This window comes from Embleya australiensis, assembly GCF_051903075.1.
Classification (GTDB): domain Bacteria; phylum Actinomycetota; class Actinomycetes; order Streptomycetales; family Streptomycetaceae; genus Embleya.
In genome coordinates this window covers 4,861,342-4,874,392 of record NZ_CP182422.1, presented here as the reverse complement: position 1 = coordinate 4,874,392, position 13,051 = coordinate 4,861,342, and the positions used below count along the sequence as shown (strand labels likewise).

12 protein-coding genes are annotated in these 13,051 nt (G+C 71.6%); 7 read left to right on the top strand and 5 right to left on the bottom strand.

Features of this window, described 5'->3' with window-relative positions:
• Positions 1 to 43: 43 nt before the first annotated feature.
• Complete coding sequence (locus ACMXN5_RS21285; RefSeq protein WP_439678047.1) at positions 44 to 1,207, bottom strand: NAD(P)-dependent malic enzyme; 1,164 nt, start codon at positions 1,205 to 1,207, stop codon at positions 44 to 46.
• Between the two features lie 376 nt (positions 1,208 to 1,583).
• Between ACMXN5_RS21285 and ACMXN5_RS21280 the strand changes: the two genes are divergently transcribed.
• The 3 genes from ACMXN5_RS21280 (at position 1,584) to ACMXN5_RS21270 (ending at position 3,829) form a co-directional block, all read left to right on the top strand.
• Positions 1,584 to 2,150 (top strand): CGNR zinc finger domain-containing protein, encoded by a 567-nt coding sequence (locus ACMXN5_RS21280; RefSeq protein WP_439676555.1) that lies wholly within the window; start codon positions 1,584 to 1,586, stop codon positions 2,148 to 2,150.
• Between the two features lie 258 nt (positions 2,151 to 2,408).
• Positions 2,409 to 2,852: an anti-sigma regulatory factor gene (locus ACMXN5_RS21275; RefSeq protein WP_379994809.1), complete on the top strand. Its 444-nt coding sequence runs from the start codon at positions 2,409 to 2,411 to the stop codon at positions 2,850 to 2,852.
• Between the two features lie 92 nt (positions 2,853 to 2,944).
• Positions 2,945 to 3,829, top strand: coding sequence for an RNA polymerase sigma factor SigF (locus ACMXN5_RS21270; RefSeq protein WP_078975490.1), 885 nt, complete (start codon positions 2,945 to 2,947; stop codon positions 3,827 to 3,829).
• Between the two features lie 108 nt (positions 3,830 to 3,937).
• Here the strand turns inward: ACMXN5_RS21270 and ACMXN5_RS21265 are convergent, their stop codons facing one another.
• The gene (locus ACMXN5_RS21265; protein WP_379994807.1) at positions 3,938 to 4,372 is read right to left on the bottom strand and encodes a hypothetical protein; all 435 of its coding nucleotides are present in this window, start codon (positions 4,370 to 4,372) and stop codon (positions 3,938 to 3,940) included.
• A 73-nt stretch (positions 4,373 to 4,445) separates the two neighbouring features.
• Here ACMXN5_RS21265 and ACMXN5_RS21260 point away from each other — a divergent pair, with 73 nt between their 5' ends.
• Both ACMXN5_RS21260 and ACMXN5_RS21255 read left to right on the top strand, forming a co-directional pair.
• Positions 4,446 to 5,375, top strand: a complete 930-nt coding sequence (locus ACMXN5_RS21260) for a diacylglycerol/lipid kinase family protein (protein ID WP_439676554.1) — start codon at positions 4,446 to 4,448, stop codon at positions 5,373 to 5,375.
• A 315-nt stretch (positions 5,376 to 5,690) separates the two neighbouring features.
• Positions 5,691 to 5,945, top strand: coding sequence for a WhiB family transcriptional regulator (locus ACMXN5_RS21255; protein WP_020557388.1), 255 nt, complete (start codon positions 5,691 to 5,693; stop codon positions 5,943 to 5,945).
• Positions 5,946 to 6,118: 173 nt separating this feature from the next.
• Here ACMXN5_RS21255 and ACMXN5_RS21250 read toward each other — a convergent pair whose 3' ends face one another.
• Positions 6,119 to 7,597 (bottom strand): histidine kinase N-terminal domain-containing protein, encoded by a 1,479-nt coding sequence (locus tag ACMXN5_RS21250; RefSeq protein WP_439676553.1) that lies wholly within the window; start codon positions 7,595 to 7,597, stop codon positions 6,119 to 6,121.
• 69 nt (positions 7,598 to 7,666) lie between these two features.
• On the opposite strand from ACMXN5_RS21250, the gene ACMXN5_RS21245 reads away from it, so the two are divergent.
• Both ACMXN5_RS21245 and nagA read left to right on the top strand, forming a co-directional pair.
• The gene (locus ACMXN5_RS21245) at positions 7,667 to 8,845 is read left to right on the top strand and encodes an 8-amino-7-oxononanoate synthase (protein ID WP_439676552.1); all 1,179 of its coding nucleotides are present in this window, start codon (positions 7,667 to 7,669) and stop codon (positions 8,843 to 8,845) included.
• A 179-nt stretch (positions 8,846 to 9,024) separates the two neighbouring features.
• Positions 9,025 to 10,158 (top strand): N-acetylglucosamine-6-phosphate deacetylase, encoded by a 1,134-nt coding sequence (nagA, locus tag ACMXN5_RS21240; protein ID WP_395787685.1) that lies wholly within the window; start codon positions 9,025 to 9,027, stop codon positions 10,156 to 10,158.
• A 145-nt stretch (positions 10,159 to 10,303) separates the two neighbouring features.
• On the opposite strand, the gene ACMXN5_RS21235 is transcribed toward nagA, so the two are convergent.
• Positions 10,304 to 11,374, bottom strand: a complete 1,071-nt coding sequence (locus ACMXN5_RS21235) for an SIS domain-containing protein (RefSeq protein WP_395788644.1) — start codon at positions 11,372 to 11,374, stop codon at positions 10,304 to 10,306.
• A gap of 205 nt (positions 11,375 to 11,579) precedes the next feature.
• Positions 11,580 to 13,046 carry a glycoside hydrolase family 3 protein gene (locus ACMXN5_RS21230; RefSeq protein WP_439676551.1) on the bottom strand — a complete coding sequence of 489 codons (1,467 nt, stop codon included), beginning with the start codon at positions 13,044 to 13,046 and terminating at the stop codon, positions 11,580 to 11,582.
• Positions 13,047 to 13,051: the final 5 nt, after the last annotated feature.

Genomic DNA, 13,051 nt, shown 5'->3' with positions numbered 1-13,051 from the left:
CGGCGAGGAGCCGTCGGACGATCACCGATCCACGGACCGCGGCTCAGATGCGCGCCACACCGTCCCGGCGCGCGGCCTCCGCCACCGCCTTGGTCACCGCCGGCGCGACCCGCTCGTCGAACGGCGACGGAATCACCCGGTCGGGCGCCAGCTCGTCGGCGACGACCGCGGCCAGCGCCTCGGCGGCGGCCACCTTCATCCCCTCGGTGATCCGCTTGGCGCGCACCGACAGGGCGCCGGCGAACACACCCGGGAAGGCCAGCACGTTGTTGATCTGGTTCGGGTAGTCGCTGCGCCCGGTGGCGACCACGGCCGCGTACTTGTGCGCGACGTCCGGGTCGATCTCCGGGTTCGGGTTGGCCATCGCGAAGATGATCGCCTCGGGCGCCATCGTCGCCACGACCTCCTCGGGCACCTTGCCCGCGGAGACCCCGAGGAAGACGTCGGCGCCCTTCATCGCGACCTCGATGCCGCCGCGCAGCCCGGCCTTGTTGGTCAGTTCGGCGATCATCCGCTTGATCGGCGTCAGGTCGTCGCGTCCCTCGTGCACGATGCCCCGGCTGTCCACCACGCACAGGTCGCCGATGCCCGCCTCGATCAGGATCTTGGCGATCGCGATGCCCGCCGCGCCCGCGCCCGAGATGACCGCGCGCAGGTCGCCGAGGCCGCGCCCGGTCACCGTGGCCGCGTTGCGCAGCGCGGCCAGCGCGACGATCGCGGTGCCGTGCTGGTCGTCGTGGAAGACCGGGATGGACACCCGCTCCTGGAGCCGGCGCTCGACCTCGAAGCAGCGCGGGGCGCTGATGTCCTCCAGGTTGATCCCGCCGAACGAGGGCGCGAGCCGGGCGATGGTGTCCACCAGCTCGTCCACGTCGGTGCAGTCGAGCGCGATCGGCACCGCGTCGACGCCGCCGAACTGCTTGAACAGGATCGCCTTGCCCTCCATCACCGGCAGGGAGGCGGCCGGACCGATGTCGCCCAGGCCGAGCACGGCGGTGCCGTCGGTGACGACCGCGACCGTGTTGGACACCCATGTGTAGTCGTGGACCAGCTCCGGGTTCTCCGCGATGGCCGTGCAGACACGTGCCACACCGGGCGTGTAGGCCAGGGACAGGTCGTCGCGGTTGCGCACCGGGACGGTCGAGCGAACTTCCATTTTCCCGCCCCGGTGCAGGGCGAAGACCGGATCGAGTTCGTCCGTCGCCATGCTGTCCGTCGGGATGATCTCCGCTGCCACAGTGACCCCTCTTATCGACTTCATCGACATTGCTCAGTGGAAGTGCAGCTCTCGGAGCGCGAGCGCCGGCTGCTTACCTCAGCGGCATCGGCGCTTCGTGCAGCGCACATGATCCGGCTGAGGGTACGGGGGTCACCCGTGACGCCGATTTTGGCACACCCCCCGAACGGGGGTACGCCGGGGCGATGAACCGATTACCACCTTTTTGTGATGGACCGTCAGACCCTGGTGCACCCGGCCCAGACGCTAGTGCCACGGGCGGTACGCTGACAGTAACCGCCGCCACATCCGTCAGGTCGTTCCGGGCGAATCGCGCGCCGATCGTCCGCGCGAGGAAGGGCAGCCGTTGGACCTCTCCGCGTATGCCGAGCACGCGGTCCGCCTGGTCAACACCGAACAGCCGGCCCGCGGCGAGGATCTGCTGCGCACCCCCGACGACGTGCCCGCGCTGATCGCACCCGTTCGGCGGATCCCGTCCCGGGTGACCGACGGTGACGTGGCCCGGCTGCGCTCGGTCCGCACCCGCCTGCGCGCGGTCTTCACCGCCGCCGCGGCCGGACGCGAGGCGGACGCGGTGGCGACGCTGAACGGACTGCTCGCCGAATTCCCCGTCCATCCGCGTCTGACCGGCCACGACGCCAGTCCGTGGCATCTACACCTGGCGGGCGACGCGGTCGGTGCGGCCGAGGGCTTCGCCGCCATCGCCGGCATGGGCTTGGCCGTGCAGTTGACTACGCACGGTATCGACCGACTTGGCGTCTGCCAGGCCCTCCCGTGCCGGAACGTGTTCCTGGACCTGTCCGCAAATCGCTCCCGCCGGCACTGTTCGGACCGGTGTACCTCGCGCGCCAACGTGGCCCTGTACCGGGCCAGACGCCGGGCCCGGGAGCCGCAGCCCGACCGACATACCTGACATTTGCGGGTTGGCGCGCGGTCGACTGTGGGACATGTACATGGACGGCTTGATCTCCCGGTGCGAAATTACCGAAGTCGGGTACACTACGTACTCGTCAAATCACATATCGTGACGTACCGTCGGGTGGACGGCTCCCCGGTCGTTCCCGCCCACGTTCGCGCATCGATGACGACAGTTGTCGGCCGGCGCGGTAGCGTCGCTGGGGTTCCCCGACATCGGTGGTGACCGCCTCCGGCGGCCACCCACAGCAGCACCTTGGAGGTGAGGGTGTCCCAGCGATCCGCACACACCGCGGACGAAGCCGGCACCGGGCAGCGTGACTTCGTCGAGGTCCGACTGCCTGCCGAAGGTGCCTATCTCTCCGTCCTGCGCACCGCCACGGCGGGCCTCGCGGCCCGCCTCGACTTCACCCTGGACGAGATCGAGGATCTGCGCATCGCGGTGGACGAGGCGTGCGCGATGTTGCTCGATCAGGCGGTGGCCGGCGGGATCCTCTCCTGCGTGTTCAACCTGGTGGGAGACGCGTTGCACGTGACCGTGTCCGCGCCGACCACCGACGGTCGAACACCCGCGCGCGACACGTTCGCCTGGACCGTCCTGTCGGCGCTGGCCGGCGAGGTGGACGCCACCGTGAGCGACGACAAGGTGGTCGCCATCAGCCTGCACAAGAAGCGCGGTGGCGGGCCGGAGCAGACGTGAGCAGTGGTGTTGAAGGCGCGGCCAACGAACCGCAGCCGAGCGCGGCCTCACCCGACGAGGCCGCCGGGCGCGGCCGAGGGGAGGGTGAGGGCATGGTGAGCGACGCGAGTATGACGATGGACGGTGGCGTCGAGGCGACGGGGTCGGCGCAGCCTGCCGGAGCCGCCGGGCCCACGGGTCCCGCGGTGCCGAATCGGCGGCGGGCCGGTTCCGAACGCCACGCCCACGACCGCGAGGTCGCGCGGGGGCTGTTCGCGCGGTTGGCGGAGCTGGAATCGGATCCGCCGGCCCGGGCCGCGGTGCGCGATCGGCTGGTGGAGATGCATCTGCCGCTGGTCGAGCACCTCGCCCGCCGGTTCCGCAATCGCGGCGAGCCGCTCGACGACCTGATCCAGGTGGCCACCATCGGCCTGATCAAGTCCGTGGACCGGTTCGACTCGGATCGTGGGGTCGAGTTCTCGACCTACGCGACGCCGACCATCGTCGGCGAGATCAAGCGGCACTTCCGGGACAAGGGCTGGGCGGTGCGGGTGCCGCGCCGACTCCAGGAGCTGCGGCTCGCGCTGACCTCGGCCACCGCCGAGTTGTCCCAGCGCAACGGCAGGTCCCCCACGGTCGCCGAACTCGCCGTGCAGTTGGGGATCTCCGAGGAGGAGGTGCTCGAAGGCCTCGAATCGGCCAACGCCTACAGCACCCTGTCGCTGGACGTGCCGGACACCGACGACGATTCACCGGCCGTCGCCGACACGTTGGGCGCCGAGGACGACGCGCTGGAGGGGGTCGAGTATCGCGAGTCGCTCAAGCCGCTCCTGGAGCAGTTGCCGCCGCGGGAGAAGAAGATCCTGCTGCTTCGCTTCTTCGGCAACATGACCCAGTCCCAGATCGCGCAGGAGGTCGGCATCTCCCAGATGCACGTCTCGCGGCTGTTGGCGCGCACGCTCGCGCAGTTGCGCGAGCGCCTGCTGGTCGAGGAGTAGCACCGAAGCGGCACCGGTACGCCGGGTGCGCGCGGGTGTGGAAGTGCGGCGGCCCCGGACCGATGTCGGTCCGGGGCCGCCCGCTTCGCCGAGCCGGTGTCCGCGCGCTCAGGCCCGCCGGGCCTGGTGCCGCGTTTCGAGGGCCTTGTACATCCCGGGGGTGGCGAGCGTGCCGATGGTGGCCGCGCCCACGATCATCGTCAGGATCCCGATCGCCATCTGATCCGCCTTGATCAGATACCAACCCATGCCGACCACGATCAGATTGGCGGTGATCGCCGGCGATCGGCTCCAGCGCCGGCCGCGCACCATGCCGACGAAGGCGGCGACTATCCCGGCGGCGAGGATCAGCAGGTAGATGCCGATCGCCACGCCCTCCGACGAGTTGGTCGGATGGCCGAACTCGCTGCGGAAGGTCAGGTAGAGGGCGTAGCCGAGGAGCGCGAACGCCTCGACGCCGACCACCGCGGTACAGATGCGCCAGGTGAGCGGGAGGGCCCCGGCGGGGTCCGGCTGGTCCTGGGCGGAAGGGCTCTCGGTCACCCCAAGACTGTAACCTCGGGCCGGTGTGCTCCGGGCCGGGGGCGTCCTACCCGCCGGTAGATACCCTGTCGTCATGCGTGCCCTTCTCGTCGTGAACCCCAAGGCCACGACCACCAGTGAGCGGACCCGCGACGTGCTGGCACACGCGCTCGGCGGCGACCTCAAGCTCGACGTGGTGAGCACCGAGCACCGCGGCCATGCCGCGGAGCTGGCCCGACAGGCGGCCGACGACGGCATCGACCTGGTGATCGCGCTCGGCGGCGACGGCACGGTCAACGAGGTGGCCAACGGACTCCTGGCGGCGGGGCCGGCCCCCTCGCTGCCGGCGGTGGCGGTGGTCCCGGGCGGCAGTACCAACGTCTTCGCCCGCTCGCTCGGACTGCCCAACGACCCGGTCGAGGCGACCGGCCTGCTGCTCGACGCGCTGCGCGCGGGTCGTAGTCGGGAGATCGGCCTGGGCCTGGCCGACGAGCGCTGGTTCCTGTTCTGCGCCGGGCTCGGCTTCGACGCCGATGTGGTCGGACGGGTGGAGCACCGCCGGGCCGGCGGCCGGCGGGCCACCCCCGGGTTGTACGTACGCTCCGCGATGCACCACTTCCTCGGCGGTCGGGACGCCCGCAGGCACGGGCCGCTCACGCTGGAGGTCCCGGGCATGGACCCGATCGGGGGAATCTGCCTCGGCATAGTCCAGAACACGGTCCCGTGGACGTTTTTGCGCAATCGGCCGCTGAATCCCTGTCCGCAAGCGTCATATGACACCGGATTGGACCTCTTCGCGCTCACCCGGATGACAACACTGCCCACATTGCGCCATCTGGCCCAGATGCTGGGCTCCACGGGTAATGCTCCACACGGACGTCACGTCGTGTCCCTGCACGACTGCGATGCGTTCACTCTTCGGGCTGAAGAACCTGTTTCCCTTCAGGTCGATGGGGACCATCTGGGAGAACATCGGAGTGTGACCTTCAGGGGGGTTCCCCGTGCACTGCGTGTGATTGTGTGAGTGGAAGGGCCTTTTGGCCTTTCACTCGAACGCGAATACCCCGTTCACCCCTTCGATGTAGTGGTGTGACCTAGTCGACACCGATGATTTAAAAAATCCTGGCCCAAGGGGGTTGTATCGGCGGCCGAGGTTTGTAAGGCTCTACGAGGCGGCAGGGACGTGGCCGAAAGGTCATCTTCACCGCCCGAATCCACTGCCAAACCTGGGGACCGACTCCGTCGGCCCCATGCTTGTCGGGGGGTTCGTGAAAGCGTTCACATTCACAAGCCACAGCGGGGCCGGAAGCCCTTGCTGACCCACGAGGAGTTGGACCGCATGGACTGGCGCCACGTTGCTGCCTGCCGTGACGAAGACCCGGAGCTGTTCTTCCCGATCGGCAACACCGGTCCCGCTCTGCTTCAGATCGAGGAGGCGAAGGCGGTCTGCCGCCGTTGCCCCGTGATGGAGCAGTGCCTGGGCTGGGCTCTCGAGTCCGGTCAGGACGCGGGTGTGTGGGGCGGTCTGAGCGAGGACGAGCGTCGCGCTCTCAAGCGCCGCGCCGCCCGCAACCGCGCTCGCGCCTCCGCCTGATCACCACGACGGGCTGAACTCTCCGGAGACTTGGATCGCCGGAAAACAAAAGAGCTTTACCGCAGTTGCCCCGCCGGGGTCCGATCGGACCGAGGCGGGGCAACTGCTTTTTCTCGTGTGGGTGTTCGTCGCGTACGCGGGATCCGAACCGATCCGGAATTCGGCGGCGGCGCTCAGCGGCGCCGGCGCAGTTGTACGTCCAGCCTGACGATCGTGCCGCCGGCCGGATTCGGCACCATGTCGAAACGGCCCGCGAGTTCGCTGCCCACGAGGGTGCGCACGATCTGCAGACCGAGGTTGCCGGACGTCTGCGGATCGAAGTCGTCGGGCAGGCCGATCCCGTCGTCGGTGACGGTGATCAGCAGTCGTTCCGCCCACCGCTCCGCGTGCACCTCCAGGGTGTTGACCCGATCCGCGTACGCCGGGTCCTCGAACGCGTGCTCCAGGGCGTTTTGCAGCAGCTCGGTCAACACCATCGCCAGCGGCGTGGCGGTCTCCGCGATCAGTTCGCCGAAGTTGCCGTGCCGGGCGGTGCGCACCCGCAACGAGGACGCGGCGACCTCGGTGACCATGGACAACACCCGGTCGGCGATCTCGTCGAAGTCCACCCGCTCGTCCAGCGTCTGGGACAACGTCTCGTGCACGATCGCGATCGAGCCGACCCGGCGCACCGCCTCCTCGAGCGCGGCGCGGGCCTGCGGCGCGTCCATCCGGCGAGCCTGGAGGCGCAGCAGCGCGGCCACCGTCTGGAGATTGTTCTTCACCCGGTGGTGGATCTCCCGGATGGTCGCGTCCTTGGTGATCAGCTCACGTTCGCGACGGCGCAATTCGGTCACGTCGCGCAGCAGCATGATCGCGCCGATCCGCTGACCGCGCGGCTTGAGCGGGATCGCCCGCAGCTGCACCACCGCGGCCGGCGTCTCGACCTCGGTCTCGCGCGGAGCCCAACCGCTGGCGACGGCGGAGATCGCCTCGTCGACCGGTCCCTCGTGCGGGGCCAGTTCGGCGGTGATCCGGCCGAGGTGGCAGCCGACCAGGTCGGTGCTCAGGCCGAGGCGGTGGTAGGCGGAGAGCGCGTTGGGGCTGGCGTACTGCACGATGCCGTCGGCGTCGAGCCGGATCAGGCCGTCGCCCACACGCGGCGAGGCGTCCATGTCGAGCAGTTCGCCCGCATGCGGAAACGTCCCTGCGGCGATCATCTGCGCTAGGTCCGCGGCGCTTTGCAGATAGGTCAGTTCCAGCCGGCTGGGGGTGCGCGCGGTGAGCAGGTTGGTGTTGCGCGCGATCACCCCGATCACCCGCCCCTCGCGGGAGACGGGGATCGCCTCGACCCGCACGGGCACGTCGTCGCGCCACTCCGGGTCGCCCTCGCGCACGATGCGTCCCTCGTCGAGGGCGGCGTCCAGCATCGGCCGCCGGCCGCGCGGGACGAAGTCGCCGACCAGGTCGTCCTGGTGCGAGGTGGCGCCGGTGTTCGGCCGCATCTGCGCCACCGCCACGTACTGCTCGTCGTCGGTGGGCACCCACAGCACCAGGTCGGCGAAGGACAGATCCGCGAGCAGCTGCCACTCGGACACCAGCAGGTGCAGCCACTCCAGGTCGGCGGCGGACAGTGCGCCGTGGCGGCGGACGAGATCGTTCATGGAGGGCACACGCGCAGCGTACTTTCCACCCGGCCTGGGATCCTGGCCGCCCCACTCCGCCGCACCCGTGAGGTATGGATGTCCACCGAATCGCCCACGCCCGGCCGGCCCCTCCCCGGCGGCGGTCATCCGCTCGACTGGCTGGACCTGCGGGAGAAGGAACGGGAGGAGGCGGGGCTGCGGCGCCGGCTGCGCCCGCGTGAGGCGACGGTCGACGGGCTGGATCTGGCCGGAAACGACTACCTGGGGCTGACCCGCGACGCACGGGTGATCGAGGCGGGCGTACGCGCGCTGCGCACCTGGGGCGGCGGGTCGACCGGGTCGCGCCTGGTGACCGGGTCCACGACGCTGCACGCCGCGTTGGAGGCGGAGCTGGCCGAGCACATGGGGGCCGAGGCGGCGCTGGTGTTCTCCTCCGGCTACCTGGCCAACCTCGGGGTGATCTGCGGCCTGATCGGCAAGGGCGGACTGGTCGTCTCGGACGCGATCAACCACGCCTCGATCGTGGACGCGTGCCGGCTGTCCCGGGCCCGGGTGGCGATCACCCCGCACTGCGACGTCGAGGCGGTGGCCCGGGTGCTGGCGGAACGGGCCGAGGAACGGGCCCTGGTGGTCGTGGACGCGGTTTTCTCGGTCGACGGGGACATCGCCCCGCTCGCGGAGCTCGCGGCCGTCACACGGCGATATGGCGCCGTCCTGCTCGTGGACGAGGCGCACGGGCTCGGCGTGGTCGGCGCGGGCGGTCGGGGCGCGGTGCACGCGGCCGGGCTCGCGGGGGCCGACGACGTGGTGCTGACCGCGACGTTGTCCAAGGCGCTGGGCGCGCAGGGCGGCGCGGTGCTGGGTCCGCGCCGGGTGGTCGAGCACCTGGTCGACGCGGCCCGGTCGTTCATCTTCGACACCGGGCTGGCCCCGGCGAGCGTCGCGGCGGCCCTGGAGGCGCTGCGGATCCTGCGCGCGGAGCCGGATCTGGCCGCGCGGGTACGGGCGAACGCGCGCGCGCTCGCGGCCGGCGCCCGGGAGGCGGGGCTGCGCGCGACCGAACCCGAGGGCGCGGTGACGTCGGTGCTCGTCGGCGAGGCGCAGCTCGCGTTCGACACCGCCATGCGCTGCGCGCAGGCCGGGGTCCGGGTCGGCTGCTTCCGTCCGCCGTCGGTGCCCGACGGCATCTCCCGACTGCGTCTCGCGGCCCGCGCGGACCTGACGCCGGCCGATCTGGAGCGGGCCCTGACGGCACTGCGATACGCCACTTCGTGACCCGATAACCACCGGTATACGTGTCATGTCCCTCGACATTGGTCTAGACAACTGGGATTGGTCTGAACCAAAATGGGCGGCGGCCTCCCGGCCCGCACCGGGAGGCCGCCGAACGTTCGGCCGCGTAGCGGTCCCGCAGGGAAGGAAGGGCACGCGTGGCCGGCATAGGGGCACCTCGCGTGCTTGTGGACGGGAAGCTCGTGGGCCCGGCCGAGGTGGGGGTCGAGCAGGGCCGGATCACCGGCGTCACCGAGGGACCCGGCCGCCCCGACACACTCCGGCTGCCGCACGGCGTGCTCACGCCCGGCCTGATCGACGTGCAGCTCAACGGCGCGTTCGGACACGACTTCGTGGCCGCGGACGCGACCGCCTGGCGTGAGGTCGCCGCCCGGCTCCCGTCGACCGGGGTCACCGCCTTCTGCCCGACCTTCATCACCGGCGACCTGGACACCCTCACCGCGGCCCTCGTGCGGGCCGCGGAGTTGCGCGCCAAGCTCGCCACGGAGCCCATCGCGCGCGACCTTGGCGTGCACCTGGAGGGGCCGTTCCTGTCCCCCGCCCGGGTCGGCACCCACCCGCCGGAGTACCTGCGCGAGCCCACTCCCGAACTGATCGACCGGCTGCTCCTGGACGACGCCGTCCGCGAGGCGCTGACGCTGGTCACCCTGGCCCCCGAACTTCCCGGTGCGCTCGAGGCCATTCGACGCATCGTCGCCGCGGGGATCCGAGTCTCGGCCGGACACACGGACGCGACCGCCGCCGAGATGTCCGCCGCCGCGGACGCGGGCGCGACCATGGTCACCCACCTGTTCAACGCCCAGCGCGGCCTGGGCCACCGCGAACCGGGTGTGGTCGGCGCGGCGCTGAGCGACCCGCGCCTGACCCCCGGCCTGATCGCCGACCTGCACCACGTGGTGGGCCCGGTCTGCTCGCTGGTCCTGCGCGTGGCGGGCGAGCGCACCGCGCTGGTCACCGACGCGATGGCGGCCGCGGGCATGCCGCCCGGCCGCTACCGGCTCGGCGACGTGGACGTGACCCTGGTCGAGGGCGACGTGCCGCGCAACCCCGACGGCACCATCGCCGGCTCGGCGCTGACCCTGGACCTGGCCGTGCGCAACCTGATCGGCCTGGGCAACCCGCCGGCGCGGGTGCTCACCTCCGCGACCCGGGTCCCGGCCGACGCCCTGGGCCGCACCGACCTCGGCCGCATCGCCCCCGGCGCCACGGCCGACCTGGTCTGGTGGAGCGACGAGTGGACGATCCTCAAGACCTGGATCGGCGGAGTGGTCGCCTACGAGGCCACCACCGCCTGACCACCCCCACCCCGCGACGTGCGGAAGCCCCCGACCCGGTCCGGGTCGGGGGCTTCCGCACGTTCGGGCCGCGCTTTCCGGCCCCGGGCGCGGCCCGCGACGCGCCCTCGCCGAGCGCGTCCCGGGCCGCCCCCGGTCGTCGACGTCAGCGCGTCTCGGTCACCTTCGCCAGCGCCCGAGGGGCGTCCGGGTCGAGGCCGCGGGCCATGGTGACCTCGTACGCCAGCAGTTGCAGCGGAATGATCTCCAGGATCGGCTGCACCTCCTCGGCCACACCCTCCGGCAACACGAAGCCCGCCGAGGCCCGACCGACCTGGTCCGCGTTGCCGATCACCATCAGGTCCGCACCGCGCCCGCGCAGCCGCTCCAGGACCGGCTGGAGGGCGTCGCCGCCCTTGCCGTCCGGCACCACCGCGATCACCGGGCTGACGTTGTCGACCATGGCCAGCGGCCCGTGCAGCAGGTCCGCCCCGGAGAACGGCTGGGCCGGGATGTAGCTGGTCTCCATGATCTTCAGCGCGGCCTCGCGCGCCGTCGGGTAGCCGTAGCCGCGCGAGGTGATCACCAGGCGCTGCGCGAAGCGGTAGCGCTGCGCCAGCTCGGCGACCTCCTCGCGGCGGTCCAGCACGTCCTGCGCCAGCGCCGGCAGCTGGTCGGCCGGCGAGGTGTCGCCGCCGCGCAGGCCCTCGACGAACAGGTACAGCGCGAGCAGTTCCGCGGTGTACGTCTTGGTCGCGGGCAGCGCCTTCTCCGGGCCGGCCAGCACGTCGATGTGGAACTCGGAGACCGCGGCCAGCGCCGAGTCGGCGTTGTTGGTCACCGCGAGGGTGATCGCGCCGGCCTTGCGCGCCGCCTCGGTGGAGGCCACCAGGTCGGGCGAGCCGCCCGATTGGGAGACGGTGATCACCAGGCAGTCGGTCAGGTCCGGCTCCGCGCCGTACGCCGTGGTCGTGGACATGGAGGTGAGCCCGGCGGGCTTGCCGAGCAGCACCTCGATCAGGTACTTCGCGTACAACGCGGCGTTGTCGCTGGTGCCCCGCGCGGTCAGCAGCACGAACCGCGGGTTGCGCGCGGCGATCTCGGCCGCGACGGCGCGGATCGAGGGCGCGCCCTCGGCCAGGATCCGGCGCAGCACGGCAGGCTGCTCCGCCATCTCGGCGGACATGATGGTGCCCCGGTTCGGTGCCAGGACGTCACGGTCGTCGGTGGCGGACATGGTGCGGCCTTCCGTTGATTCCACGTGCTGATTCGGTTTCCACATACGGATGCGGAGGTCGGGCGGATCCGCGGGCCGGGGCCCGGGAACGCCCGCCTCCCCAGTGTCCGGTTTCCCGGTGTCGGGCGGGTTCACGGAGGCCGGACGCTCGGTGTCGAACGGATACCGGGCGTTCGGCCCCCCTAGGGTGTGTCCGGGGATGCCATCAGGCGAGCCGACGGCCGGTCAGGATCTCGGCGGCGGCGATCCCGCACACGGTGGCGGCGCCGTGCGTGGCGAGATGGGCGGCGCCCGGAGTGGCAGCTCCGGGGATGCCCATCTCGACCACGACGGCGTCCGGCCGCGCGGCGAGCAGGCCCGCCACGATCTCGGTCGCCCAGACGTGGTGCTCCAGGTTGCGCACCACGAGCACCAGGGGACGGTCCGCCCCCGCGCGCAGCACCTCGTCGATCAGCCGCGGCTCGGCGGCCCGGGCCCGGGTCACCGTGGTCCCGGGCAGCGCCTCGGCCAGCACCGGCGCCAGGCCCCACGGGGTCTGCTCGCCGACCGCGATGTTGGCGGTGGGCGACAGCTCCACCACGTGTGCGGGCCGGTCGATCGGGGTCACCGTACCGGTCACCCGGACCGCACGGCGGGCCGCGTCGAGCCCGAGCGCGTAGTCGACCGGCTCGGCCGCGCCGACCTTGGCCCACGCGGCCAGCGCGTGCACCCGCCCGGCCGCGTCGACCAGCCGCTCCTCCGCGAGCCGGCCCTCGCGCACCGCGTCCACCAGCGCGTCGCGCAGGTGCAGCACGGTGTCCTCGTCGCACAGCCCGCCGCCCACGCACACCGCGTCGACACCGGCCGCGATCGCGCGGACGGTGCCGTCGGCTATGCCGTAGGTGTCGGCGATCGCACCCATCTCGATGGCGTCGGTGACGATCAGGCCGGTGTAGCCCAGTTCCTCGCGCAGCAACCCGGTCATGATCTTCCGGGACAACGTCGCGGGCAGTTCGGTGTCGTACGCGGGCAGCAGGATGTGCGCGCTCATGATCGCCTTGGTGCCGGCCGCGATGCTCGCGTGGAACGGCACCAGCTCCCGGGCGGCCAGCGTCTCGCGCGAGACGTCCACCAGCGGCATGCCGTGGTGCGAGTCGATCGCGGTGTCGCCGTGCCCGGGGAAGTGTTTGACGCACGCGGCCACGCCGGCCGCCTGGAGCCCGGTGACGTACGCGGCGGTGTGCCGCGCGACCAGGTCGGGCTCGGCGCCGAAGGCCCGCACGCCGATGATCGGGTTGTCCGGGTTGGAGTTGACGTCGGCCGACGGGGCCCAGTTGAGATTGACGCCGCACGCGGCCAGCTCGCGCCCGAGCCCTCGCGCGACCGCCTCGGTGGTCGCGGTGTCGTCCACCACGCCCAGCGCCAGGTTGCCCGGCCAGCGGCTGCCGGTGTTCACGTGTATCCGGGTGACGTCGCCGCCCTCCTCGTCGATCGCGACGATGAGGTCGGGGTTCTCCCGGCGCAGCTCCTCGGTCAGGGCGGTGACCTGTTCGGGGGTCGCGACGTTGCGACCGAACAGGCCCACCGAGCCCAGCCCGCCGGCGATCCGGTGGCGCAGCCATCCGGGCGCGGTCAGGCCGTCGAAACCGGGCTGCAGGACGGCGAGCGCCAGGCGCTCGAGACGTTCGGACATGGTTG